This is a genomic window from Pseudanabaena sp. FACHB-1998, from assembly GCF_014696355.1.
In the GTDB taxonomy this organism is placed as follows: Bacteria; Cyanobacteriota; Cyanobacteriia; order Pseudanabaenales; family Pseudanabaenaceae; genus Pseudanabaena.
In genome coordinates this window covers 1-23386 of the sequence record NZ_JACJQA010000051.1, presented here as the reverse complement: position 1 = coordinate 23386, position 23386 = coordinate 1, and the positions used below count along the sequence as shown (strand labels likewise).

The 23386-nt window shown below is 42.5% G+C and carries 27 protein-coding genes and 1 pseudogene; 18 read left to right on the top strand and 10 right to left on the bottom strand.

Annotation, left to right across the window (positions count from 1 at the left end; translation table 11 throughout):
- Positions 1–66: 66 nt before the first annotated feature.
- Positions 67–758, top strand: a protein-coding gene (locus tag H6F42_RS20190; protein WP_242018542.1) for an IS1 family transposase whose coding sequence is annotated in 2 segments (ribosomal slippage) — positions 67–391 and positions 391–758 — 693 coding nt in all. Because the reading frame shifts where the segments join, the coding sequence is not laid out codon by codon here.
- Between the two features lie 23 nt (positions 759–781).
- On the opposite strand, the pseudogene H6F42_RS20185 reads toward H6F42_RS20190, so the two are convergent.
- Positions 782–1315 (bottom strand): annotated as a pseudogene (locus H6F42_RS20185) (SDR family NAD(P)-dependent oxidoreductase); the annotation flags it as partial.
- 387 nt (positions 1316–1702) lie between these two features.
- Between H6F42_RS20185 and H6F42_RS20180 the strand changes: the two are divergent.
- The 4 genes from H6F42_RS20180 (at position 1703) to H6F42_RS20165 (ending at position 4178) form a co-directional block, all read left to right on the top strand.
- Positions 1703–1951, top strand: coding sequence for a helix-turn-helix domain-containing protein (locus H6F42_RS20180; protein ID WP_094533521.1), 249 nt, complete (start codon positions 1703–1705; stop codon positions 1949–1951).
- A 176-nt stretch (positions 1952–2127) separates the two neighbouring features.
- Entirely contained in the window at positions 2128–2709 is a 582-nt protein-coding gene (locus H6F42_RS20175; protein WP_190401183.1) for a hypothetical protein, read from the top strand.
- A 4-nt stretch (positions 2710–2713) separates the two neighbouring features.
- Positions 2714–3034 carry a hypothetical protein gene (locus H6F42_RS20170; protein ID WP_094533517.1) on the top strand — a complete coding sequence of 107 codons (321 nt, stop codon included), beginning with the start codon at positions 2714–2716 and terminating at the stop codon, positions 3032–3034.
- A complete protein-coding gene (locus H6F42_RS20165; protein ID WP_190401182.1) occupies positions 3021–4178 on the top strand; it encodes a hypothetical protein in 1158 nt (385 codons plus the stop codon). The genes H6F42_RS20170 and H6F42_RS20165 overlap by 14 nt, the downstream gene beginning before the upstream one ends.
- Here H6F42_RS20165 and H6F42_RS20160 read toward each other — a convergent pair.
- The 4 genes from H6F42_RS20160 to H6F42_RS20145 form a co-directional block, all read right to left on the bottom strand.
- Complete coding sequence (locus H6F42_RS20160) at positions 4147–5148, bottom strand: hypothetical protein (RefSeq protein ID WP_190401181.1); 1002 nt, start codon at positions 5146–5148, stop codon at positions 4147–4149. The two genes, H6F42_RS20165 and H6F42_RS20160, sit on opposite strands and share 32 nt — an antisense overlap.
- Before the next feature lie 44 nt (positions 5149–5192).
- A complete protein-coding gene (locus tag H6F42_RS20155; protein ID WP_190401180.1) occupies positions 5193–5861 on the bottom strand; it encodes a cysteine peptidase family C39 domain-containing protein in 669 nt (222 codons plus the stop codon).
- A 130-nt stretch (positions 5862–5991) separates the two neighbouring features.
- Positions 5992–6405 (bottom strand): hypothetical protein, encoded by a 414-nt coding sequence (locus H6F42_RS20150; protein ID WP_190401179.1) that lies wholly within the window; start codon positions 6403–6405, stop codon positions 5992–5994.
- A gap of 257 nt (positions 6406–6662) precedes the next feature.
- Positions 6663–6806 (bottom strand): hypothetical protein, encoded by a 144-nt coding sequence (locus tag H6F42_RS20145; protein WP_190401178.1) that lies wholly within the window; start codon positions 6804–6806, stop codon positions 6663–6665.
- Between the two features lie 6 nt (positions 6807–6812).
- Between H6F42_RS20145 and H6F42_RS20140 the strand changes: the two genes are divergently transcribed.
- From H6F42_RS20140 to H6F42_RS20115, 6 genes are read left to right on the top strand one after another with little or no spacing between them, the layout of a single operon-like run.
- Entirely contained in the window at positions 6813–7034 is a 222-nt protein-coding gene (locus H6F42_RS20140) for a hypothetical protein (RefSeq protein ID WP_190401177.1), read from the top strand.
- Positions 7035–7045: 11 nt separating this feature from the next.
- A complete protein-coding gene (locus H6F42_RS20135; protein ID WP_190401176.1) occupies positions 7046–8083 on the top strand; it encodes a hypothetical protein in 1038 nt (345 codons plus the stop codon).
- Between the two features lie 5 nt (positions 8084–8088).
- The gene (locus H6F42_RS20130; RefSeq protein ID WP_190401175.1) at positions 8089–8922 is read left to right on the top strand and encodes a hypothetical protein; all 834 of its coding nucleotides are present in this window, start codon (positions 8089–8091) and stop codon (positions 8920–8922) included.
- A 33-nt stretch (positions 8923–8955) separates the two neighbouring features.
- A complete protein-coding gene (locus H6F42_RS20125) occupies positions 8956–10431 on the top strand; it encodes a TrbI/VirB10 family protein (protein ID WP_190401174.1) in 1476 nt (491 codons plus the stop codon).
- A 32-nt stretch (positions 10432–10463) separates the two neighbouring features.
- Positions 10464–11039, top strand: coding sequence for a hypothetical protein (locus H6F42_RS20120; protein WP_190401173.1), 576 nt, complete (start codon positions 10464–10466; stop codon positions 11037–11039).
- Positions 11040–11042: 3 nt separating this feature from the next.
- Positions 11043–11213, top strand: a complete 171-nt coding sequence (locus tag H6F42_RS20115) for a hypothetical protein (RefSeq protein WP_190401172.1) — start codon at positions 11043–11045, stop codon at positions 11211–11213.
- A 171-nt stretch (positions 11214–11384) separates the two neighbouring features.
- Here H6F42_RS20115 and H6F42_RS20110 read toward each other — a convergent pair whose 3' ends face one another.
- The gene (locus tag H6F42_RS20110) at positions 11385–12575 is read right to left on the bottom strand and encodes a hypothetical protein (protein WP_190401171.1); all 1191 of its coding nucleotides are present in this window, start codon (positions 12573–12575) and stop codon (positions 11385–11387) included.
- A gap of 68 nt (positions 12576–12643) precedes the next feature.
- Complete coding sequence (locus H6F42_RS20105; RefSeq protein WP_190401170.1) at positions 12644–13750, bottom strand: hypothetical protein; 1107 nt, start codon at positions 13748–13750, stop codon at positions 12644–12646.
- Positions 13751–14042: 292 nt separating this feature from the next.
- On the opposite strand from H6F42_RS20105, the gene H6F42_RS20100 reads away from it, so the two are divergent.
- Genes H6F42_RS20100 through topA form a run of 3 tightly spaced genes read left to right on the top strand, consistent with a single transcriptional unit; the run spans position 14043 to position 17667 of the window.
- Complete coding sequence (locus tag H6F42_RS20100; protein ID WP_190401169.1) at positions 14043–14645, top strand: hypothetical protein; 603 nt, start codon at positions 14043–14045, stop codon at positions 14643–14645.
- Between the two features lie 9 nt (positions 14646–14654).
- On the top strand, positions 14655–15362 hold the full coding sequence (locus tag H6F42_RS20095) for a hypothetical protein (protein WP_190401168.1): 708 nt from the start codon (positions 14655–14657) through the stop codon (positions 15360–15362).
- Between the two features lie 37 nt (positions 15363–15399).
- Positions 15400–17667: a type I DNA topoisomerase gene (topA, locus tag H6F42_RS20090; RefSeq protein WP_190401167.1), complete on the top strand. Its 2268-nt coding sequence runs from the start codon at positions 15400–15402 to the stop codon at positions 17665–17667.
- 14 nt (positions 17668–17681) lie between these two features.
- On the opposite strand, the gene H6F42_RS20085 is transcribed toward topA, so the two are convergent.
- Together H6F42_RS20085 and H6F42_RS20080 are read right to left on the bottom strand one after the other, a co-directional pair.
- Positions 17682–18071 (bottom strand): hypothetical protein, encoded by a 390-nt coding sequence (locus H6F42_RS20085; RefSeq protein WP_190401166.1) that lies wholly within the window; start codon positions 18069–18071, stop codon positions 17682–17684.
- 1 nt (position 18072) lies between these two features.
- Positions 18073–18531 carry a hypothetical protein gene (locus H6F42_RS20080; protein WP_190401165.1) on the bottom strand — a complete coding sequence of 153 codons (459 nt, stop codon included), beginning with the start codon at positions 18529–18531 and terminating at the stop codon, positions 18073–18075.
- Between the two features lie 132 nt (positions 18532–18663).
- Between H6F42_RS20080 and H6F42_RS20075 the strand changes: the two genes are divergently transcribed.
- Both H6F42_RS20075 and H6F42_RS20070 read left to right on the top strand, forming a co-directional pair.
- Positions 18664–19626, top strand: a complete 963-nt coding sequence (locus tag H6F42_RS20075) for a caspase family protein (RefSeq protein ID WP_190401164.1) — start codon at positions 18664–18666, stop codon at positions 19624–19626.
- A 41-nt stretch (positions 19627–19667) separates the two neighbouring features.
- Positions 19668–20528 (top strand): hypothetical protein, encoded by an 861-nt coding sequence (locus H6F42_RS20070; protein WP_190401163.1) that lies wholly within the window; start codon positions 19668–19670, stop codon positions 20526–20528.
- Between the two features lie 360 nt (positions 20529–20888).
- Here the strand turns inward: H6F42_RS20070 and H6F42_RS20065 are convergent, their stop codons facing one another.
- Positions 20889–21479, bottom strand: a complete 591-nt coding sequence (locus H6F42_RS20065) for a hypothetical protein (RefSeq protein WP_190401162.1) — start codon at positions 21477–21479, stop codon at positions 20889–20891.
- A gap of 193 nt (positions 21480–21672) precedes the next feature.
- On the opposite strand from H6F42_RS20065, the gene H6F42_RS20060 reads away from it, so the two are divergent.
- On the top strand, positions 21673–22239 hold the full coding sequence (locus tag H6F42_RS20060) for a Uma2 family endonuclease (RefSeq protein WP_190401161.1): 567 nt from the start codon (positions 21673–21675) through the stop codon (positions 22237–22239).
- A 29-nt stretch (positions 22240–22268) separates the two neighbouring features.
- A complete protein-coding gene (locus H6F42_RS20055) occupies positions 22269–23288 on the top strand; it encodes a hypothetical protein (RefSeq protein ID WP_242018541.1) in 1020 nt (339 codons plus the stop codon).
- The last annotated feature ends 98 nt before the right edge of the window (positions 23289–23386 follow it).

Below are 23386 nucleotides of genomic sequence, written 5' to 3'. Positions count from 1 at the left end.
AATCGTAAGCCTGAATACATAAAAATTGCGGCGTTGCATAATGAAGTATGAGTTCAAGGAAGGGAGATGAAATGTCCAAAATGTGGTTCAGAACAAATCCAGAAGAATGGAATTAAGCAAGGAAAACAAAATCATATTTGTACTGAATGTGGTCGTCAGTTTATAAATCCTATTGAACAAACAAAGTCATTCCGCGAAAGTACAAAAAAGACTTGCCTCAAGATGTACCTCAATGGCATGGGATTCAGGGCGATTGAGAGAGTGATGGGAGTACATCACACCACTGTTATTCATTGGGTTAGACAACAAGGTAAGCAGTTGCCCGATGCAATCGAGCCAGAAAACGTCCCCGATGTTGGCGAGTTAGATGAACTAGAAACCTTTGTTGGCTCAAAAAAAACAAGATTTGGTTATGGACAGCAGTAGACCACTTTCGCAAAGGTATTCTTGCATGGACTCTGGGTGATCACAGTGCTGAGACTTTTGAGCCATTATGGGCAATTGTGGCAGCATGGCAGTGCTATTTCTACGTGACTGATGGTTGGACTGTTTATCCAAGCTTTATCCCTGATGGTGATCAGATTATCAGTAAAACCTACATGACCAGAGTTGAGGGAGAAAACTCTCGTTTACGGCACTATCTTGCCAGATTGCATCGTAAAACCTTCTGTTATTCCAAGTCATTGGATATGTTGCGTTACTCTGTGAGATTGCTGATTCATTATCTTCATGATCCTTCTACCCTTTCTTGTCACTGATTCATACTTTTATCTGCAACGCCAGATTTACCAGTCCCATAGGCGACTCCAAAAATAGGAGCTAATCCACCCCAAGAAGAAATCGTCACGATCAAGCCTTGTTTGCGTTGAGTCATCATCTTCGCAGCAAAATGACTGGATACATAATGACTTCGCAAGCCGACTTGATTGCAAGCATCCCACAGATTTACATCTGCTTCCCAGAAATGTTTGCCACTAGACGAGATTAGCGATCGCACGCCACCATAGGCGTTATTCACTAATAAATCCAATTGTCCATTTTGCTCCCGCTCGATTTTCTCAAATAGAGATTGAATCTGTCGATCGTCACTATGGTCAACGGTCACGGCGATACATATGCCACCCACTTTTTCCACTGCGGCTTTAGTCTCTAATAAACTGCCCGAAATAGAATTTATAGAATCATCAGCATTCACACTGCGACCCGTGATATAAACCAACGTACCCGCTTCACCCAAAGCAATGGCAATGCCTTTCCCGATTCCCCGCGATGCTCCTATGACCAGAGCAACCTTACCTTTCAAATTTCCTGACATGAAAAATTATCTCCATTTAGCGAACTAATTACCAATTATCGCTTACTAATGGATGACTAATCAGATTCTTCTTCAACAACAGCGCGAAGATATTCTGAATCTTCCCAATGAAATATTTCCAGAACTTAATTGAGAAGCTTATGCTGATAGATGTTATTAATGAGGTCAAGTAATCGAAGTCAGAGATTGACAGAAAGTTCTCAAACATCCTTGAGAATAACTTATCCATTCTCGAAAGATATAATCATACAAAACATTTCAGTCAAAGAAATTAACAAACAATTGTCGGACAAATTAATGAATAGTAGTACAAAGCATCAAAAGTTCGACCTGCAAACCTTGGCACTAACTAGAAAAAGTGACACTTTACAAAACGTTATTTGAAACATGGAAAGACTAAAAATTACCCTCACTAATACCGATTATCGCCAATGCGTGGCTCTATGCCTAAAAGGTAATAGTCATGCATCAACCATCAATCGCGCACAAGTATTACTAGCCCTGCATGACGGTGTTGATATCTCAGAAGTAATGCGAGTGCTGCGGGTTAAAAGAACTCGTCTCTGGCGGTTACGGAAGCAATATCTCCAAGGTGGCTTAAATGATGCCTTAGCAGATCGGCGGCGGCGATCATGATGTTTCAAATACAGCCTAAATCGACAGTGTGTATGCTGTTCGGTTATTGACGAGAAAAGAACTATCAATCAGAATGTTTTTCAAAAGTAGAGGTGCAAAGGCCATGGAATCGCCTTGTTGCCTTTGGCTTTTGTGTATCTATTTCCCATGTCTTACATTTTTCCTAGATAGCAACTATGAAAACCTATCCAATTAATTCCATGAGAGTTCCCTATACTACCCACCGCAGTAACTTCCTTAGCCAAATCCAAAATCTTCAGATAGCCACATTGACGGCTTCAATTGTGGGAATCGTCATCACCTTTGCTTGCTTTAAAGGGATGTATCTCACGGCGCTACTAGCCTTGATTGGTTTGCTGATAGCCTTCCCAAAGGTATTGCTGATGCTCTATGGCAAATTCGAGCAAATGATTCGGCATTCCAAGTACAGTCCCGTTTTACTATTGGGCATCGCCCTTGGCTTTCTGCTGGGGTTACTGTTGATTTTTACAGTGGAGCCAGCCCAAGCCCAGTTTTTCAATAGGACTCAGACATGGATGACAGGTGCAATCCTCGGAATTGATACAGGACTAGTTGCTTTGATTTTCAATGTGCTGCGAGCCTTGTTTGTAATCTATCTGGGTATTGGACTAGTAAAAGTAATTCAATCGGCTAGAAATGATGACGATTGGCAGCAAATGGCGAGAACACCGCTAATTCTGGTGGTAACCGTAACAATGGGCGACATTTTGGCAGGCATTATCACGGGGGCAGCCTAACACTATGGCCGAAGAGTACAAATTTCGTAAGGTCAATGCCATTTTGGGTGCAAGTCCGAAGATTGGACCGTTTCCCACCGAGCTAATCATTCCTTGGGCAATTATCAGCTTTACCCTGTTCATGATTTGCTACGTAGTTCTGAATCTGCCTTGGTTGTGGGTATTGCTGATTGTGGCTTGGGGTGATGCGACATGGTGGATCTTGACTGGTTCAAAACCGCATCGGTTTTTATCAAAGTTTATCCCTGTGCCGCGATGGACGCGCGGTGTTTATCAGTACAGGGGGATGCGTAAGCAGGAGGTTAGGAAGTATGCAGAGCGTTAATCAAAAACGATATAAGCACTTTGAGAAAGAGCTAGCCGTAGAATGTCTACTCAAGTTCGAGCTACGCGGTCGCACCGTCAGTTGCTTTGTGCTTAAGCAAGGTCAATCATCTCTAGAATCGTTGCAGTTTGTATTTGGTTGGGAGTCAAAGGGGATTCACACTACGCTATCAACGGAGCAGGAGGAATCACTATTTGAGGCGATTCAGTCTGGATTGAAAGATATTCCTGATCGCGAAAAGCTGACGGTACATTTCGGTTCGATTAGCTCCGATAGCGATCGCCAACAGCAACTCCAAGAACTCTACGAACAAGCGGATACTCCGCAGCTCAAGTTTCTGGTGATGGGTGAAAAGCAGAGGGTACAGGAGTTAGCGAAGTCAGGACTACGCAAACCGAAATTCCTGAGACTCTATGCAACCTATACCGTGCGTGGTTCGACGGCTGAAGGCAATGATGGTCTTGAAAAAGCACTGGCGTGGGTACAGAAGCTATCGCAGCAATTGATGGGTCAGGAAAAGCAAATTGAGCAAGAGCGTCATGAGATTGCTTTTGCCAAAGCCTTTACCGATGGTTTCTTGAACTGGGAACAGATTCTCGTTAATCGCATGGGTTTAGACCTACGACCGTTGACTGAGCAGGAACTATGGGAACATCTCTGGCGACAATTTAATAGCAGCACGCCACCTGCGATTCCTCAATTGCTGGTAATGTCCGAGCGTGGTGTGGAAGAGCGTGTCAATACCCAAGTGCATTTGAAAACATTATTGTTAGAGCGTCCTGATTCGATTCCCTTTGCTGACAACGGATTCGTGCATCTGAAGGGTGAATATATCGGCGTACTCACTTTCATGGATAAACCAGGGGGCTGGGTATCTAAGGGTAAACAGATGCGCTATCTCTGGGAAGCGATCGCCCGCGACTCTGTGGCAAATACGGAAGTGTTTTGTCAGTTCACAAGGGCAAATGAAACGATTGTTAAAGCGAATATGCAACGGGTTACGAAGCAGAGCATTGTCTCGCAAGAGCAGTCTGCTTCCTTGAATAACATCAACGTCAATGCTTCGCTGAAACAGCAAAAAGCGGTCAAGGCAATGAAAGTTCAACAATTGTCTATTTTTTCAATGATTCAAGTTCTTTCTTAATTTCTAATATCTGTTGTTGTAGATCGCGCAATTGTAACTCTCTTGTAGCTAAATTTTGAGAGAGATTATCTAGCTTTTCTTCTAATTTGGATGGGGTTGTGTTTTTTGGGACAGTAGAAGAGCTTGTAGCAGTGGATGACGTAGGCTGACTTGGCAAAATACCAGTTTGCTGAGTACCTAAAGGAACCCCCGATGCATTACTGGTTGTAGCTTGAGTAGCTGAATCTTTTGATGGGGCAGTTATTACTCCGCGTCCACCGAACTCCAAGCCAATTCCTATACGAGTATCTGAGCCACTTGTACTTAAAGTTGCCCTTACACCAATTTCTTGATTACCTTTTGGGTCAAGGTTGTATCCTGTACGAAATGATAACGATGTTACAGGTAGACTTACACCATCGGTCGGAATTGAGTAGTTAGCAGATCCACTCAAACTAATAACGTCATTAGCGACAAAACCTGTGCCAATTCCAATGCTGACATTTTCTCCAACACCTTGCAGAGAACGAGAATATCCGATAGAACCAAGAAGAATCATGGGATCTCGGACTAGGCTAATTTGTCCTTGGGTTGAGATAGTCCAAGGATAAGCAACATTAACCGAAAACCGAGGATCAAAAAAAGAAGACGGGGCGGCTCTGTATTCTAAACCAAAGCTTCCACCAACAGATGAGTTACTTCTATTCAAGGTTTGACGTGTAAAGTCAAGAAAATCTCTGTTTTCACGAGTTGATGAAAATGACCAATCAACTACGCTATTTATGCCGAAATATTCATTAAAGCTATACCCACCAGATAAAGATAAAGATGTTCCTTGATTAAAATTATTGAAACGATACGGAAAGCCTGTCTCGTCAAAGTCTATTCCTTGTGAACTGCTTGGGGTATAGGTAATTCCCAATGTATAATTGTACGCGCCTTGAACATCTTGCAATCGTCTTAGCGGATCGATAGGTATTTGGGCTGACACAGATGGAGCTATAAACAATACACACAAGGCTGGCAAAAACTTTTTCACAAAACATTCCTCTTCATGGCGTTAAATCGTTGTAACCTCCCACTTGCCCAGTCTTTTGATAGTTGCTGCTGTTGCTTTGCTGCTTGTTCAAATTGCTCTGATGGTCTTGCGATAATTGCTATACCACTAAATCCTTTTTGGTTATTGAGTGTTTCTAGTGGAAACATACTTCTACCTAATGTCGGATCAGCAACTATTAACCAGTCTTCTACCATGCCAACTGCAAGAATGTAATGAGGTTGAGGGATAGTAACATGAATAACTATCGGTAAGCCACCCCGATTAAAATAATTTCTAATTTTTTCTAATGTAGATTCTCTAACGTCCGCATCAATACCTTTTGCTATTAGAGATTGTTTGAGAGCTAATGCGTTTATTCCTGAATCTTGTGGCTTCTTACCACTTATCTGCATTACTTTTTCGGCTATCTCAAGAATCTCTAGCTCACTTACTGAAAGTTTATAAAAGTGTGTAAGCAGAGTAGCAACTGCGGCAGCTCCACAAGTATATATGTCTGTTTGTCCAATAGTTTGTTGATAGCGAAGAGTTTTATATGGAGTGATATTTTGTGCAATTGCGGATATATTCAAAGATTCAGTTAACACAAGATAAAGGGACATGAAAATTACATGTTTGAGAATTGTAGTTGAGTAGTTGTAAACCATAGTTTAAGGATTTCTATAAATATATATATGGATATAGTCAAGCCTTACATTATCGTTCAAAAACAACAATGTAAGGCTTGATTAGGTTAATTAATTTATAGGTGTAGATAGTCCAGTACTTTGCTAAAACCTATCTCACAAATACTCTAATCCCATTAATCTTTTGACCATTGCTAAAAAATCTAACTCCTTTGGCAGCAGCGGGTACAGGAATAAATGCTCCTACAGCTCCAGTGCCAGCAGCCCAAGCATAATCTTGCCCAGAACAAGACTGACCACGAGCTTGACATTGAGCATACTGAAAAGCGACACCAGTTCCAGCTCCCCATACTGCTTTTGCAGCAACCCAGACCCATTCTCCTTCAACTTTAGCTGCTTCAGCATCAGTCAAAGAACGTCCCTCAAGCTCAACCAAGTTCGGTGAAGCTTGTTGCACAGTTGCACCATTCTCAATCTTTAGACTTGTTGGATTTGCGAAAGCTGGAGCGATTTGGGCGAAAGTAAAGCCCCCCGAAATTGCCAATACCGAGATAAGCTTTTTCATATTATTTCCTGTATTTAAGTCAATTACTACTTTTTAGTACTATAGATAACTACAATTAAAAAGTCAATGTTACTTACTTTAAAAAATGCATGTTTTAGCAGTAATAATTTCCACACTTTTCTCTCAGTAAAGAATTGAAAAGATAATTAAAAAATAATTAAAGATCAAAGTGCTTCATTGCTACCGAAGCGATCGCCGCCAACTCAGTCAGCTTTACTCAGAGTGCATTTTCTAGCGCTCAACAGGTAGATCTGCTATCACAGCAAGCGCAAGGAGCGGTAGCCACTCAGGATGTACTGAAAATTGTAGCCCAACAAAATTCGGGCAATTCGGCAATTCTCTCGAATATTGCTTCCCAGTTTGGTAACAATGCCAGTCAGGTCGGTAATGTCGCTAATCAACTGGGGTTGCTATCTGAGCAGAACTCACAGGTAGCCGAACAAAATAGCCAACGCTCTCAGATCGATGCTCAACAGTTAGCGCTGCAAGTGCAACAAACCCAACAAGGAGCAACATCTTTGCTCAACCTTGACCAGATTAATGCCTCACTCAAGGGCGATCGCCAAGATCGTTTGATTGAGCGTAACTCTACAGTTCAACAACGGATGCCGTATACCTTTCTAAGATAGCGAGATGACCTATGCTGATTGCTCAAGCGATTGTCAACAATTCAGAAGAGGTATCGCTAGCGGTGCAAGGCGCATGGCAGAACACTTGGGAACTAGCTTTTAATGGCACTCTCTACCAATCGCTCACCAATCTGGGATTAATCATTGCCGTGGCTTCACTGTTGCTATGGATCATCCAATTCACCAAAAACTTGATTGATGACCAGAGCTATCAGCAATTTGGTGAGTTAATCTGGCCAGTAATTGTGATTGTGCTGCTCACTAATGGTGGTCAAAACCTAATTGGACTCACCAATGGAATGCGGACAGTGATTAACAATGCCAATAACTCAGTTTTAGGCGCAATTACTTCAACTGCCCAATTGGAGAAAACCCTATCAGCCCTAGCTGATTTTTCGGTCGCCCAAGAGCAAATTATTGCCTACCGTCAGCAATGCAATGGACTCACTAAAAATGAGGAGATGCAGGTCTGCTTACAAGAGGTGAATACCAAAGCTCAATCTCTACTCAATAGCTACCAATCTAACTACGGTGCGGTTGCGGGAGCATTGGTGGGTAAGTTACAAAAACAAATTGCGAAGGCAAGTGAAAACCCTCTCGAAGCTGTTACCAATCTCTTCCCCGGCACAGTGATTTCAAGGTCAATCATGCTGGCAGCGATCGAGACTTTTATGGTGGCAATGCAGTCCGCGTTTCAAGCTTTGATTGAGGTTGGTTTTTTACTGACAGGCTTACTCGGTCCGCTTGCGGTTGGTGCTTCCTTACTGCCGATTGGCGCAAAGCCACTCTATGCATGGATGACAGGATTCTGGTCATTGGGCATGGCAAAGCTGAGCTTGAACATTGTCACGGGACTTGCCGCCACCGCGATCGCGGCTTCAGCACAAATGGATACGCTCTCGATCGCCATTGTCCTTGGACTACTTGCACCAATTCTGGCGTTATCCCTATCGGCGGGTGGGGGCATGGCAATATTTAGCGCCATTCTCTCGGCAGCAAGTGCCGCCGCTTCCGCAGGTTTAAATATCGGTCTACGCATCTCTAGGTAATCTCCATGAACTCATATCCAAATACAAAAGTGAACACTGAACCAAAACCAGAAACAGATGAAACTAATGCTTTCCATCGCTTTATTCCTGCTGGTCTATCCCACAGTAGTAAAGCCAAAACTCCTAAAGACGTACTGGTGGTATCGATTTTGTTCGGCATACTTGGCTTATCGGCGCTCAATAGTTTAGGGCTGATCGCTCTGATTGGAGCCTATGCCTCCCTTGCTTCCCAAAAGCCACCTACGCTCGTACAGTTGTCGGGCGGTAAAGCAATTACAGCGATCGCCAGCGACAATAAAACCAGATCTCCTGAGGTGGTGAAGCAGTTTGTCACTCAGCAGGTGATGGCGCTGATGACATGGACAGGAGAACTACCCTCTGAGGCTAGTCAAAATGGCAAGCCGCTTTTAGATACTGGCGTGGAAGTTACTGCGGACAAAGGCTTGAAAAAGAAAATCACCACCACCGCTTGGCAAGCCAGCTTTGCTTTTTCCGAAGACTTCCGTAAGGGTTTGCTCTCATCAATCGCGGAACTCACGCCGATTGAAGTATTCTCAGGGGGCAGCAAGGTAATTCTCGTACCGCAGACGATTACGGCTCCTGAAGAGATTGAGAAAGGGAAATGGAAAGTCAATCTCGTCGCAAATCTGGTTACTTTTAGTCCCCTCAATCAAGTTGGTGAATCGGTTCCCTTTAACAAGGAAATCTTCATTCAGGCGATCGATGTACCAAATCTCAAAGTCGATGCTTCACCTCTGGAGCAAGCCATTTTCAAAGTGAGATCCTCTGGGCTAGAAATCTATGCCATGCGGGATCTCACCAGAAATGATTTGAAATAACCTTCCATTTTGTTGATACTTGAAGGAGTTGTGATGATTACCGAAGTTCAAGAACTACAATCAGTAAGCGTAACCGATGAAATTGACTTTGCTCAGTTAACTGGGTTTCAACCCGATGTCGTAAATGATGCGGGCTTGGCAATGGATGATTTTAGTGAAGATCCAGATCCAGAGCAACATCGGACGATACGGGGTATTGTTGGTAGTCCTTTTTCTAAGATTGCTTTAGTTGGTGGGGTCGGTTTCCTAGGATTTTTGCTGGTGGGGCTATTCATGAATAGCATTATGTCGCCATCTAATGCGAAGCAATTAACAGTTACCAGTGATGACCCGCAGCTTTTCCTGAACCCAATGGTCGATCCGAAGGATGCGGAAATTGCCAAGTTTAAGACAGATTTAGCTTTAGGCAGTCAGCTTTCGGGTGGCAAGTTGAAAACACTAAGTCCAACGAATCTACCAAAGTCAGATTCTAAAGTTGACTCCAAAGACAAATCCGAAACCAATGCTGAAAAGACTGCCGATGTTCTACCCGCCCCACCTGTAAGAAACCTATCGGTTCCGTCAGTTCAAGCCATACCAATGCAACAGGTAATGTCACAGCCCACACCTGTGATGCTTCCCCCACGCAACTTTTCCGCTAGTCAACCTGAAGCTAAAGATCCCGCCGAAGAATGGCAGCGCTTGGCAAGCATCGGTAGTTATGGCAATCTGGCTGCACCTACGGAAATCCCTCGAGCGATCGCGGCTAGTCCCATTGCCGCAAACAATTCTTCAATTCCTACGATTGAGAAGCCTTCTGTAAATTCGCTCACCAACTATCTCGCGCAAGCAGAAAAATCTTTACCAAAGACCGCATCGACAAATACTTTGCTGGTTGGCACAACTGCTAAAGCCGCTTTGAAAACCTCGGTCGTGTTCTCCACCGATGGCAGTCGGACTATGGGTAGCGCCCCTGGGCTTATTCCTAAATTTATCGTCACCCTTCAAGAACCAATCACGACAGCGGATGGTAAGCCTGTAATTCCTGCGGATGCGGTTTTAATCGTCACGGCTCGTCCTCTTGATGCCAAGTCTGGACTTGCTGAATTGGATGTGGTGGGTATTGCGATCGCGGGTCGCGAGTTGATTCCTCCACCTAATGCGATTACCTTGCGTGGTGCTGAGGGTTCGCCTTTAATCGCAGACAAGTACTTTGATCGCGGGTCAGAAATTAGCGGCATGGATGCAGCAACCTTTATTACTTCGGCATTAGCTGAAGTTGGCAAACTCACCAATACTCCTACAACTACCAGCAGCATCTCGTCCATTGGCGGTAGTGCCACGATCAGTACTGCGCCGCCGCCCAACTATCTTGGTGCGGCGATTAGTGGTGGCTTTGGCATTCTCGCGGAAACTTTGAATCGTCGCAGTCAAGAGGCGATCGAGGAAATCAAAACCCGTCCTAATGTCTTTTTTATCCCCGCAGGGAAAGAACTGCAAGTGTTTGTCAATCAAACTATGACTTTCTAACTAACTTCTATCAGTTGTTAATTTCTATGGTTATGAGTTTTTCCCCATGTCGAAAATATGCCATCTCAGGGATAGTCCCTTTTCTAGTCTTGTCACTGTCCGCGATCGCTCATGCCGATCCCATCTTTCCTGCCAAGCGGCAGATTGGTATCAGTCAAGCGATGGGTGTAAGCGGTGTAACCTCAGTCGTTAGCCTATCGCCGAGACAGTCCTTAAATATTAGCTTCATCAAGACAGGCGAGATTATCAAAAAGGTGTGGTTGGGCAATCCTTCTAAGGTGGTAATGGACTATGACAGTCCTCTTTGTAAGGACGGTACGAACGATAGCAATTGCGGGGCAACGGTAATTAATCTACGGCAACTTGCTCAACCCATTGACTTGGATATGAATCTGCCTGCCTCAGCAAGAGGAAATCGCACCTCCTTAACTGTGATTACCACAGGAGCAGGTGGGCTAAGAAATCTCTACCAATTCCAGCTAGTACTGAATGTGCCCACTCCTGCCTACAGCATTTTGGAAGTCGTTCCCGATGCTCAAATTCCTCGCCTAATTCCACTTAAACCAATTGTTCCTGCTCAGACCAATAAAACCTCAATGGATTCTTAAACTATGTTGTATAAACGTATTATCCAAATAACGTCGTTAGCGATCTCCTCAGCGGCGATCGCTATTTTCCATGGCGATTTTGCTACAGCTCAGTTTTTACCCAAGTTCGTCCAAAATACTGAGAATGTTGACATATTTCATCCTAATCATTTCTTTAGTGACTCGCTCTCCTGAAGCCGTACCTTCGAGAATGAGTGGTTCAAGGTACTGTTTTCTCGATTGATTCCGTGTTGAATTAAAGTTTAAATGTAGTAACTTGCAGTGGAGTAATACCTTACTAGAATTTATGATTCAAGGAAGCAAGCAAGCTATAGGTGTTGACCAACACCTATAGCTTGCTTCACTTCATTTATCAGTATTAGTAAAAACATTGCCTCCCTCAGGCACAATTCCGACGTATTGTGTGCGGAGTTTTCGGAGAGAATAATATTCTGCCCCTTTATGGTCAGACGACCAGTTTTCGCTGCTGAAAGTATATGTCTTTCGGTTTTTCAATAAATCAGAAAAATGATCGAGTTGTTCGTGTAAGTCTTTGAAAGAACCAACATTTGTACTTACGGATCGTCCTTTCCATTCCCGAACTCCAGCTGCCGCACTAAAGGGAATCGGGAAAGCTTGAATCATAAGGTTTTCAGTGAACAAACCCTCGCTAAAGTTAATAGGTGAATCACTAAAAAAATTGTCGTTTAAGAATGAAGCGTTTTCAGGTGTTACCCCTTTACCACTTATAAGTGCTACGATACCACTCCTCTTTATAAATTTTTGACTAAAAAAAAGATTCGCATCTGAGTCAGGCAATCCGGAAATATGATTTTCAACATTCTCATCTTCTGGAACATAAGTCAGTATTGCAATTGGGTCTTTCTGACGAATTAGACAAACTTCTCCCGTGTCAGGAAGTATAAGGGGTATACATTTCATTGATTTTGCAAAAGCAGAGTAATTTATCTTTTTCCTGCTAATTCCATGATCTTCAAAGCCAACTACTCCATAACTATCAGCATAAACATCACTAGCATAATTGTCATAACTTAAAGCTAAAGCTTTGTCATGGTCTGTTTCTCCATAACGAGTCATACGATTAGGCATTAAAATAACACCAAGACCCAGCTCACAATTTCGCAAAAAACCACCCAAATCAACTGCCCACTTGTCATAAATTTTGCTTGCCTGTGGACTAAGATTTTCAATTGCCTTAGTCACTTCTTCAATAGAGAATATTTTACTTTCTGTAAGCTCACTCATTTGCTGCGAGAATGAGTCACCAATACTCTGAAAATCAATTTTTTTACCATCAAACATGAAATTTCCTTCATGGGCAATGTAATATATTTTTCTTAAAGTATCAAAGTCCTGAATAACGGTACGAAACTTTAGAAGATCCTCGGCTTCCGATATGGATTCAATACTAATACTATTCAATGCAACTGTTGACAACCAAGGAAATAAATCGCTCCAGTTTGCTATCCACACACCCAGTGGCGTGTATTTACCGTCATTATTACCAGATTTATTGTCGCTATTAGTATCTGTCATGATTATTAAGACTAACCTAATTGAAAATTGGATTAAAAGAAGAAAAAGGTAAAAAGCAAAGAAATGTACTATATACTATTTGATCTAACTCTAGATTTAAGCTGATTTAACGCAGTGATGTCTGCCTTCTTATTTACCAATTGTTTATAATCCTCTTCTGGTATTTCTGGAATGCCTTCATCTGCTTTCTTTTTATTTAAATCTGCTCTATGAGCCTCCTTAGTCAATTTGTCTAGTTCTTCAAGATTTTTTAGATCCTCTATTTTGACCTTGAGGGTTTGATCTGGTTTTGGCTGAAAAAAAGATGGAATGCTAGGTGGATCTAGCTTGCTTGAAGGAAACGAAGGAGAACTAATGACCTTAACATCAGCCAATTCAGCGTAAGACTTATCGGCAAAGGATGAATACCATTTGTTGACATCATCAGCAATTGCATTCCCAGAATAATATTTGGAAACTTTGATATTTACATCACCTTTTCCTGATGCATTACTACCATCATAAGTAGCTGCAACAGACACAGCACTACCAATTCCCGCATAGGTGAAGTTCCCACTACCGCCATACTGCCAAGCTGTTGAGCTGCTAGATTTAGTCATCTCCATAGAAACCGAACCAATGGCTCCCCAGGCGACTCCCACAACAACACCATTACCCGCAGCCTCAAAAAATTTTTCCCGAGCCCTCGTCCAGTTTTGCAAAGCAACGAGTTTCTCAGATTCCTTTAAGTTTGGTTGAAGTAAAGCTTTATAAGCATCTAAAGCTTCCGTAATTAGTTCCTGAGTTCTACCATCCAAAGATGATATCAGCATGGCTGCATTCAAATCATTGAAGTTGATATACTCCACACCAGCTTGTAAAATCACGCTATAATCAACTTTAGTTGTTCTCCCATCACCCGCGTTTGACTGTCCCACATAACCAGATACAGAACCAGAAATTTGGCTAATAGCCGATACTCCATACGACCCAGAAATGCCGAGCGACCCTCGGTTCATCATGTTTGAATAAATAGAACTACTTTGTCCTGTCATCACTGCACGGGATTGTGTCTGATTGACCATTTTAGTGATGGATTTTTCCAAAACCGACGCACCAAAACCATCTTTAAGATTATTGACCGTTGACCCAACAGTTACACCGATTAACGGATTTGAGATGTCACTATCACTCATGCCACTACCATCCCTAAATTACGTTACATCACATTAAAACTTTTAGTCAGAAAGAAGTAAGAATGGCTTCACCCGTTCCACATCTCTTTAAAGTTTATAAGCATTATTAATGACGTAACTATACCTGTATCAAGCGCGATCAGATGTAGTCACTAATACATAATTCCTGCTTTTAAAGTTCAGTTCCCGTAATATTAATTATCACCACATAACCGCAATTAACCGCGCTCAGTAGCTATACTGATGGCGACTCTTCAGCGATCGCGATGAGTTGGGAAGTTCTAATTTTCTATTGTTTGATGACTTCAGACAACAGGTAATGGCGGCGGTATCGGTTGCCCTAGTTGCAAAATTGGGTGTTGATGGCAAGTATGAAGCGGAAAATTATCGCATTCAATCTCAGAATGATCTCTATGAGATTTCTAATCTTGATGGTAAGGCGATCGCTAAGTTTGAACTGCAAAGCGATCGGGCTGTGTTTGTGGAGGATCGGACTACTGTTGAGCAACAGATTGACTTTACTAAAACTGCCTTTAAAACAACCACTGTGGATATGGCAAGTTTGACTCAAAATCAAGGTTATCTCGCGGCATTAGATAAGCTAGGAGATTTGGCTCCTGCTGGGGCTAGAGGTGTGGTGGTCGTTGAAAATGTCCTTAATGAGACTGGTCAGGAGTCTTTCAAGGGTGGGTATTACGATTTTCAAAGAAATCAGGATGGTGATATTGCCATTGTCAATAACCATACTGGCGAAGATATTTTGCGGACTACGCAAGGTCAAATCTCTCTGAATACTATGACTCCAAATGATTTAAACAACTTCCAGCAAGCATTTCAACGGATGAATTCACCTCAGCTCATGCTAGAGCAATCTAGCCCAGATTTAGAGCGTTAGGTAAAAGCAATGATTACTGCGAACCCAGAGCTTGATCTGGCTCAGTTCATGGCTGTGTTTAACCAAGTTGTTGAACTGCATAGCGCCCATATTTTAGCGATCGCTGAACGAGAAATATCTTCTAGTAATTTGATGGATTTGACGATGATTGATAAAGATGATGTATTTGATGAAGAGTGGCAACCATCTCAGGTGCAGAGCAAAGATAGCGATACTAATTCAGGTGCTGCCGATTCTCAACAGGTGAATGCTGTTAACCCAGAACAGCACCAGAGCAATTATGCAACCCAGATTCAGAATCTGGCTCTGTCAATGTTTGATGGTTTGAGTAATCTGCGTAAGGATAACTCTGAGAGTAAATCTGAAGATGTTGAAACTGCTGCTATTCCCAGTTCTCCTAGTCAAGTTACCGATGCAGAACGAGATCTGAAACTGGCGCGGGATTGTCGCGAATTACTACAGGTAAAGGGTAGAGATGATGGCAATCATCTTATCTTTGAGCGTCCTGACGGTAAGGGAAACTACAAGTTCAGTCTCGAAAAAGCCTCGGATACAATTACTTTAAAAGCAAAAGATCGTCCTGTTAATCCGATCCTTTTGGAGTCACAGGGGAAAATCTTAGAGTCCCACGTTACCGATCTTGATGCGGCAAATATTGCTAGGGCTGTGGAGATGTTAAACGTACAACAATCTAAACCTATTGAAAATCATAAGTAAGTCTGTTTGGTGGTAAAGTTTACACAGGTACAAAAACATGAAAAAGCTGTTACTCGTTGAATCTCCATCCAAGTGCAAAACTATTCAAGCAATCCTTGGCAGCGAATGGCAAGTGGAAGCTTCCTTTGGTCACTTTACAGAACTAGCCAAAGATGGTGAAGATAGCTTGGGCTTTACGATGCACAAGGATACCAATAAAATTGAATGTCGCTATCAATTGACCGAAGGTAAAGGTCAACAGGTAGTCGCTAAACTTCGGGCGGCGGTGAAGAACGCTTCAGAAGTTGTGCTTGCTACCGATGGCGATCGCGAGGGTGAGGGGATTGCTTGGCATTTGCAACAGCAACTCCATCTTCGTAATCCCAAACGCGCTGTCTATAACCAAATTACGCCTACGGCAGTTAAAGCTGCGATCGCCAATGCTCATCAGTTAGATTTGAATCTGATTTCAGCGCAACGCGCTAGACAATGCTTGGACAGGTTGATTGGGTTTAAGGTGTCGCCTTTAGTACGGCGAACAAGTGGCGGTAGCTCGGCGGGTCGGGTGCAGTCGGTGGCTTTGCATATCGTTTGTCAGCGTGAACGGGAGATTAATACCTTTGTACCGATTACTTACTGGTCGGTATGGACAGAATATGCTGAAGGCTTCACGGCTTTCTATGCGGGTAGCAGTGAGATTGAACCTGTGCTTGATGATAATGATGTCACCGATGATGCGGCGGAAGTGAATACGGAATCTACGGTTGAGTCAAAACGGGTATTGTCGGAAGCGGAAGCTACCAGAATTATTCAAGTTGCCCGTAATCATCCCCATGTCGTTCGCGAAGCTACGGGTGTCACTGCTCAGAAATCACCATTACCGCCTTTCATTACCAGTTCGCTCCAGCAAGCTGCTTCTGTAAGACTAGGGCTATCGCCTGAAGAGACGATGAAGGTGGCTCAAGAGTTGTTTGAGGGTGTGGATTTGCCTCAAGGTCGGAAGGGGTTGATTACTTATCACCGCACTGATAGCACCAGTCTTGCTCCTGAGTTTTGTGCTGAGGTGAAGGAATGGTTATTGAAACACGATCCTGATAATGTCCCTAAGAAAACTACTCGTCATCGTGAACAGGCGACTGCTCAATCCGCCCATGAAGCGATTCGTCCTACCTATTTGAGTATTACTCCAAAAACCGTTAGAGATCATCTCAGTGCGAAACAGCATCAACTCTATGAGTTAATCTGGCGTAGAGTGGTTGCTTCTCAATGTGCGAATGCTTTGATTCAAAAAAGTCGGGTGATTATTCAGGCAGGTTCGACGCTCTGGCAAACTAGAGGCAGTATTCTCACCTTTGCGGGTTATACGCGCTATTGGAATGACTTGAGTAAGGATAAACATATTCCTGCTTTAACAAGTGGTCAGACTTTGGCTTTGGCGAATGCGGGTTTTACGCAGAAACTAACTCAACCTCCCGCTAGGTATAGCGAGGCAAAGCTAGTACAGGCGCTAGAGCGTCAGGGTGTGGGTAGACCGAGTACGTTTGCAGCGATCGTCAAGACGCTTAAAGATAGAACCTATGTGTTACTTAAGGGTAAGGTTCTCGAACCTTCGGCTTTGGGGATGTCTACGGATGATGTTTTGCATAAAACTTTCCCTGATTTACTCAGAGCCGATTTTACCGCAGGGATGGAGACGACTCTGGATGAAATCTCGGTGGGTAAGTTGGAGTGGCAAAGCTATTTGATTGATTGGCATCAGTCCTATTTTCAGCCGATGTTGGCACGGGCTTATACAAATCTCGGTGCGGATTTACAACCAAGTAATCGCAAAAATGAGCTTTCGGATGTGGCTTGTCCTGCTTGTAGTCATCCTCTCAGTAAGATTCCTTCTAAGAAGGTTAGTGGTGGTCACTTTCTCAAGTGCGAGCATGGCTGTGAGAATCTGGTGATGTTCTGGAGCGATCGCCGTAATCAGTGGGAGATTCCTCAACCGAACGGTGAGAATGCAGTGACGGCGGAGGTTACTAGTTTCGCTTGTCCTGTCTGTGGCAAGCCTTTGGCTAAGTTTCCCTATACTAAGGATGGTGTAGATAAGGTGATGTTGAAGTGTGCGGATATTCAGGCGCGTCAACGCAAGGATCATGCAGATGTGGTCTTTTTCTGGTCTTCTCAGGAGAAGTGGTGGTCGAAGAAGTTTGGCGATCTGGATGAGGCGGCTAAGCCGAATTTGAGAAAGTCTTCAACGGGTAAAGAGAAGAAAACTTCTCAAAGGAAGTCGAAACAGGTGGGTAAAGTCGCTAAGCCTAGTCCGAAAAAGTTGTCTTGATAAGCAGGATATCATTAAGGTGTTGGAGCAGGTTGAATGTGCTTTCCAGCGTAGAAAACAACTACTTTTAATTGAGTTTCATCGGGAACGTAAAATACTCTATCTCCTCCAGTCACTTCATATTCCCATACGCCTCTATATTTTTTGCCTTTTAACGGAAATACCCGTCCAGGCTGTCTCGTTATTGGTGCTGTCTGTAGGTCTTTGTAGCAACGTCTGGCGTTTTCAGGATTTCGCTGGATCAGGGCTTCCCAGTCTCGATTTACGCGACGATTTTTAGCTACTACTAGCCAAACAGTTTCTATCTTGGGTGTATTAGAAGTCTCAGGTGAATCAGGAGTTGTCAGCTTTACTTCTGGTGGTTCGATATTTTCGTTGATCTCATCGGTGATGTTTTCTGACATATCAAGATTGCTTGGTTTGAGTAAAGGCTGCTTCTAGGTCTGGATTGGCGATCGCTAAAGCGCTCTCATACCATTCATGGATAATTGCTTCTAATTCATTCCATGCTTTGTCGAAATTTTTTGTTTCTTGTAGGGCAACTGAGCGATAGGCTGAGATCACTTCGTTAATAAATTCATTCAATTCGTCTGCGTCAAATGCTCCGAGCCAACCATAGGGATGCTCTGCGCCAATTTTTTGTTTTAGTAATAAACGGAAGGCGGTATTGAGAATTTCGACAATTTCGCGGCTATGTTGGGCGGTTTTTACAAATAGAGCTACGTCTTCTCGCCGCAGTAGGGCAAAAGATTGATCGTTGCGGGTAATGGTGATGGGATGTTCTAGGGCTTTGTCTAAGATTCTGCCTGGTTGACGATTTAGCTCGGTGGCTGTGACTAGTTCATCTGAGTAAATGGAGTTCATAGTTTTTGGTCAACAGTTGGTTTTGAGCGTGGGGAAAATTGTAATAATTATTTTTGGAGAATAGTTATAGATGTACGTACTATTCTACGTTGATTCAGTTTAAAATAAAATCTAGTTGTTAGGCTAAAGATGATGACTGAAACGTTTAATCATGGCTATGCTTTGTTGATTGGTGTGGGTCGGTCACAATATGAAAAGTTGTCTTTGCCTGTGACAGTTAGGGATACGCAAGCGATTTATGGGGCGCTAACCGATCTCGATCTTTGTGGTTATCCTCAAGAGCAGATTCGGGTACTGAATAATGATGAAGCTAGTCGTGATGGCATTTTACAGGGTTTGAGTTGGCTGAAGGAAAAGGTGGAATCTGACCGTGAGGCTACGGCGATCGTTTATTATTCGGGGCATGGATGGGTTGATAAGGCTGATAATCGCTACTATTTGCTACAGCATGATGTGAAGCCTACTAAGTTGGCTGTATCGGCTTTATCGGCTGAAGTATTTACAAATGCGATACGCGAGATTGAGGCTGAGAGGTTGTTGGTTGTGATTGATAGCTGCCATGCGGCGGGAATGGCGACTTCTAAGGATGCTGATGCTGAGTTAATGGATGAGTTTGATGGGTTTGAGCGTGTGGTGTTTTCTAAGGGTTTAATTGAGGATCTCAAACGCGGTAAGGGTCGGGTTGTCTTTACTTCTTCGGAAGGGCATCAAGAGTCATGGATTCTCAAGGATCAATCGCTGAGTATCTATACGTTTCACTTTCTGGAAGCATTGCAGGGGGCGGGTAATCAGGCTGGAGATCGCGTAGTAAAGGTTTCCAATTTGATGAGTTATCTGGGTAAGTCTGTACCTGAGACGACGAGGCAGGTTTACGATCGCGACCAAACGCCGCATTTTGATTTTGATACAGGTGATTTTGCGATCGCGTTGTTGCGGGGTGGTAAGGGGTTGTCTGAAAAGGGTTGTGATGAGGTGAAATCTGAGGCAAGTCAGAAGATTAATAAAATTGCTGATAATATTGTACAGAACGGTAAATACATCACTAATATTAATGAAGCGCATGGATTGCATATTGGTGACGTTTACAACAAATGATGTTTGGATAGCGGCGTTAATTCTCTAATCTCAAGGTTAAGATGATGGACTCAGAGCAATTAAATAACATTATTGAGCGCATTTTAGAACGCAGTCATACTAAGGAAGATATGGCGGTTTTATCTCGGTTGCTTAAGGATGCTGATCGCGAAGTTAAAGTACAGCTTGCTAAATATAATATTAATATTACTGATGGGGAAAATATTCATTTTGGCGATCGCATTTATCAGAGTAATGATATAGAAGCTATTAGAAAAGTTTTACTAGAATTCCTTACAGAGAAAACTCCTGTAGACCCTACAGTTAAAACTTCTCTGAAGAAGTATGAAAGCGCAGCAAGTGTATCAATTTATGATAGTTATGCAAGATGTCGCGAAATTGATGATGAATGCAAAAAAAATCTGGAGAAAGATAGGATAAGGATTGGAATATCGCTAAATGAATCACTAATCACTGACCAAAAAATTCTAGAAAAGTGTCAACGCTCTGATCAAGACTTATCGAACTTTTTAAGTGAGGGAAAGGAAATAATAATCAATAATCTCGAAATTAATAGTAATGTTGCAAAAAAAATTATGATACTATCCAAAAGATACGATATGACGGAGAAGCAGGCTAGTTACCTATATCATGACATGGGATTAGAATTTCTTGATTCTGGTCAAGATGATATGGCGTTAGACTGCTTTAATCAAAGTATTAAACTTTATAAAGGTGCTGAAAACTATGAAACTTATATGAGCATATATAAAATATATTTAAAGTCAGGCAAGAGAAGAGAGGCGTTAGAAATACTCAAGATAACAAAGAAAAAATTCGTTAGCTTTATGTCAAAAGAGCAGATTACGAAACATGAGAAATTCATCAATCAATTAGAGCAAAAAAAAATCATTTTCTTTTGATTGAATCTTGCCGATGGCAAAGACTCCATTCCTTGAAGGGGCAATGGCTTTCAATGGAGTATTTGGTAAAAAAAGATCTGTATTCGATACTCCGTTTGCTTGTGAATAGGTCATTTAATTATAATCCACAAAAGCTACTTGCTTTTGCAGTTAAGCTTAGTGGTGCAGAAAACTTTTAACATCTCAAATAAGACAATGAGACCTAGCTTAAGACAATACTGCAAACACCTATACTCGTTGATTTCGCCATTATGATCACGCACTTGTATAAAAAATTCAGATCTACTTGTTTTTTGGAAGCCTTGCTAGATAAGGGTTTTAAAAATGGCTGGAGTTTTCTGCACCACTAAGGCAGTTAAGTTACTTATTAGATTGCACTAAGTAAACTATTCCAGAAACTATTCCAGAACTCATAGAGATCGAGCCGAAGACAATCAATGACAAGCAATCCTTCCGCTGGCTCCCAAGTACAGAGATTTGTTCTCCTGCCTTCGGCAGGGAAACAAACCCCATACAGCGATAACGAGCAGTTATATTAGTAGTCTCCTGCAATAATTTATCCATTGCTTTTTGTCTGTTTTCTTTAAAAAAAGCATCTGTAGCAGCATCTAAAGCCGTTATATTAGGTTGTGGATAGGTTTGAGATAACTCCTTGGATAATTCTATGAAAATACTTGTCCCTAGTTCCTTAAGTTTCAGATCCGTCAATGAAAGACTATCAGAACTTTTAGTATTCCAAGAAGGACTAGGACGAAGAGGATCTGGAAGTTGATAAATAGAAGAAGGAGGATCTGGAGGTGGATAAATACGCCGAGAAGGACGACCTGGAGGGGGATCAATCTTCTTTGGAAGTACTGCTTTTGCAGACTGGAAAGGATATCCAATTAATGCGTGAGACATTATATAAAGCGTTAAAAAAACAGAGGTTGAGATTTGTCTGTAATATTTCATATAATAAAAATCCGAATCAAAATTTGATTCACAAACAAATTATATCTATGAAACAGAAATATTTCCCATGTCTTTAGGAATGCTCATGAAAATTATTGTAGAAGTCAGCGATCGCATCGACAAAAAACTTCAATGATCGGGTGATCGAAGAAAATTTCCCTAAAACCCAAAATCTAAAGCAACCAAGAAAAATATGCTCGCTATATCTCAAGAACCATCTAGAATGTCCATTAAAGAATATCTTGAATGGGAACCCCAGCAAGATCTCCGCCACGAATATATCAACGGTGAAATATTCGCCATGACAGGCGGCACACTCGCCCATAACGACATCACCCTCAATCTCTATAGAACCCTATATCCCCAAGTGCGATCGCGAGGCTGTCGCATCAACGTCGCCGATGTCAAAGTACAAGTTACAACCAATAGCCCCTATTACTATCCCGATGTCGTTGTCAGTTGCGATCCTCAAGATCTCAACGCCCGTAAATTCATCCAAAGTCCGACCATAATTGCCGAAGTTCTCTCCCCTGGAACCAGTGCTAGAGATCGCGGTGAGAAATTTACCAACTATCTCACCATCCCCAGCTTACAAGAGTATATACTCATCAATTCTGACAAAATATCAGTAGAGCGCTACGCACGCGGCGAAGGCAGAATGTGGCTGTACTACCCCTATATTGCTGGCGATACGATTACCCTATCAAGTCTTGAATTTGAGTTTGCGATCGAGCTTCTCTACGAAGGGATTGTATTTTAACTAGAATAGAGAACCCTTAGTCCCTACCCATGACCTTCACAGCAGTCCTAGAGAATATAGCAAGATCAACCATCACCACAAAAATAGGCGAGAAACTCAAAACAGCCAAAAGTATATCCCTATCAGGACTATCCCGTTTAGGCAAAGGACTGATTAGCACCCACCTATGTCAACAACAAACTAAACCATTACTGATCGTCACCGCCACCGTCGAAGAAGCAACCCGATGGGCTTTACAACTCCAGTCAATGTCATGGCGCGTCTATCTATATCAACCCCTTGATACATTTCCCTACGAACCAGCCCAAATCGATTTAGAAACAGCATGGACAAGGATTGAGATATTAGCGGAACTACTTGCTAAACCACAGCATAACCTAGCGATCGCTACCACTATTAATGCACTACAGCCCCATCTACCATCTCCTCAAGTATTCCAAAAACATAGCATCTATCTCAATATCGGCGATTCGCAATCGGTTAAATTACTAGCTTCTGCTTTGTCAAGATTAGGATATGAAGAAGTCAAAGAAGTAAAGGAATCAAAACAATGGAGCCGCAAAGGATTTAGTTTTGAAGTTTTTCCAGTTAATCGAAATCAACCCGTGCGCCTAAGCTGCAATCGCGGTACTGTCGAGAAAATCAGAGAGTTTGACCCCACTAATCCGAAAAGCTTCACTGACCTATCCAACATAGCGATCGCCCCTGTCGATTTGCATGAGTTTGTTGCTCACAAAGCTACATTACTGCATTACTTACCCAAGAACTTCATTGTCAACCTTGATGAACCCGAACAATGCCAGAGTTATGGCGATCGCTGGTACGAAGCAGCCGATGAGCTTTATCAAAATCAATCGCAAGCAGACACACCCAAACTGCATTGGGACTTTGCTAAGTGCATGACTGAGGCGAAGAAGTTTCAGATACTTCAACTTACCGAGCGATCGCTTAAACCCAAAGCAAATATTTTTGATTTTGCCAGTGCTTCTATTCCCATAGTTCCCCACCAGTTTGACCAGATTGCAGATCTCATTGGCGTTGTTGCATAAAAGAGGGATGGAAGGGTAGATTAAATATAAATAAGGATGGCAAAACAGCCAATGAAAGAGCAATATCAGATCCGCAACTGGTCAGAGTATAACGCAGG

What these genes read in the sequence shown, in the direction of transcription:
- H6F42_RS20135 (WP_190401176.1), top strand. Translation starts at nt 7,046, where the DNA reads ATGCTGATTGCTCAAGCGATTGTCAACAATTCAGAAGAGGTATCGCTA.
- H6F42_RS20065 (WP_190401162.1), bottom strand. Translation starts at nt 21,479, where the DNA reads ATGAAATATTACAGACAAATCTCAACCTCTGTTTTTTTAACGCTTTAT.
- H6F42_RS20095 (WP_190401168.1), top strand. Translation starts at nt 14,655, where the DNA reads ATGATTACTGCGAACCCAGAGCTTGATCTGGCTCAGTTCATGGCTGTG.
- H6F42_RS20155 (WP_190401180.1), bottom strand. Translation starts at nt 5,861, where the DNA reads ATGGTTTACAACTACTCAACTACAATTCTCAAACATGTAATTTTCATG.
- H6F42_RS20120 (WP_190401173.1), top strand. Translation starts at nt 10,464, where the DNA reads ATGAGTTTTTCCCCATGTCGAAAATATGCCATCTCAGGGATAGTCCCT.
- topA (WP_190401167.1), top strand. Translation starts at nt 15,400, where the DNA reads ATGAAAAAGCTGTTACTCGTTGAATCTCCATCCAAGTGCAAAACTATT.
- H6F42_RS20125 (WP_190401174.1), top strand. Translation starts at nt 8,956, where the DNA reads ATGATTACCGAAGTTCAAGAACTACAATCAGTAAGCGTAACCGATGAA.
- H6F42_RS20180 (WP_094533521.1), top strand. Translation starts at nt 1,703, where the DNA reads ATGGAAAGACTAAAAATTACCCTCACTAATACCGATTATCGCCAATGC.
- H6F42_RS20055 (WP_242018541.1), top strand. Translation starts at nt 22,269, where the DNA reads ATGACCTTCACAGCAGTCCTAGAGAATATAGCAAGATCAACCATCACC.
- H6F42_RS20060 (WP_190401161.1), top strand. Translation starts at nt 21,673, where the DNA reads ATGCTCGCTATATCTCAAGAACCATCTAGAATGTCCATTAAAGAATAT.
- H6F42_RS20150 (WP_190401179.1), bottom strand. Translation starts at nt 6,405, where the DNA reads ATGAAAAAGCTTATCTCGGTATTGGCAATTTCGGGGGGCTTTACTTTC.
- H6F42_RS20170 (WP_094533517.1), top strand. Translation starts at nt 2,714, where the DNA reads ATGGCCGAAGAGTACAAATTTCGTAAGGTCAATGCCATTTTGGGTGCA.
- H6F42_RS20130 (WP_190401175.1), top strand. Translation starts at nt 8,089, where the DNA reads ATGAACTCATATCCAAATACAAAAGTGAACACTGAACCAAAACCAGAA.
- H6F42_RS20075 (WP_190401164.1), top strand. Translation starts at nt 18,664, where the DNA reads ATGACTGAAACGTTTAATCATGGCTATGCTTTGTTGATTGGTGTGGGT.
- H6F42_RS20110 (WP_190401171.1), bottom strand. Translation starts at nt 12,575, where the DNA reads ATGACAGATACTAATAGCGACAATAAATCTGGTAATAATGACGGTAAA.
- H6F42_RS20070 (WP_190401163.1), top strand. Translation starts at nt 19,668, where the DNA reads ATGATGGACTCAGAGCAATTAAATAACATTATTGAGCGCATTTTAGAA.
- H6F42_RS20175 (WP_190401183.1), top strand. Translation starts at nt 2,128, where the DNA reads ATGAAAACCTATCCAATTAATTCCATGAGAGTTCCCTATACTACCCAC.
- H6F42_RS20080 (WP_190401165.1), bottom strand. Translation starts at nt 18,531, where the DNA reads ATGAACTCCATTTACTCAGATGAACTAGTCACAGCCACCGAGCTAAAT.
- H6F42_RS20105 (WP_190401170.1), bottom strand. Translation starts at nt 13,750, where the DNA reads ATGAGTGATAGTGACATCTCAAATCCGTTAATCGGTGTAACTGTTGGG.
- H6F42_RS20085 (WP_190401166.1), bottom strand. Translation starts at nt 18,071, where the DNA reads ATGTCAGAAAACATCACCGATGAGATCAACGAAAATATCGAACCACCA.
- H6F42_RS20165 (WP_190401182.1), top strand. Translation starts at nt 3,021, where the DNA reads ATGCAGAGCGTTAATCAAAAACGATATAAGCACTTTGAGAAAGAGCTA.
- H6F42_RS20115 (WP_190401172.1), top strand. Translation starts at nt 11,043, where the DNA reads ATGTTGTATAAACGTATTATCCAAATAACGTCGTTAGCGATCTCCTCA.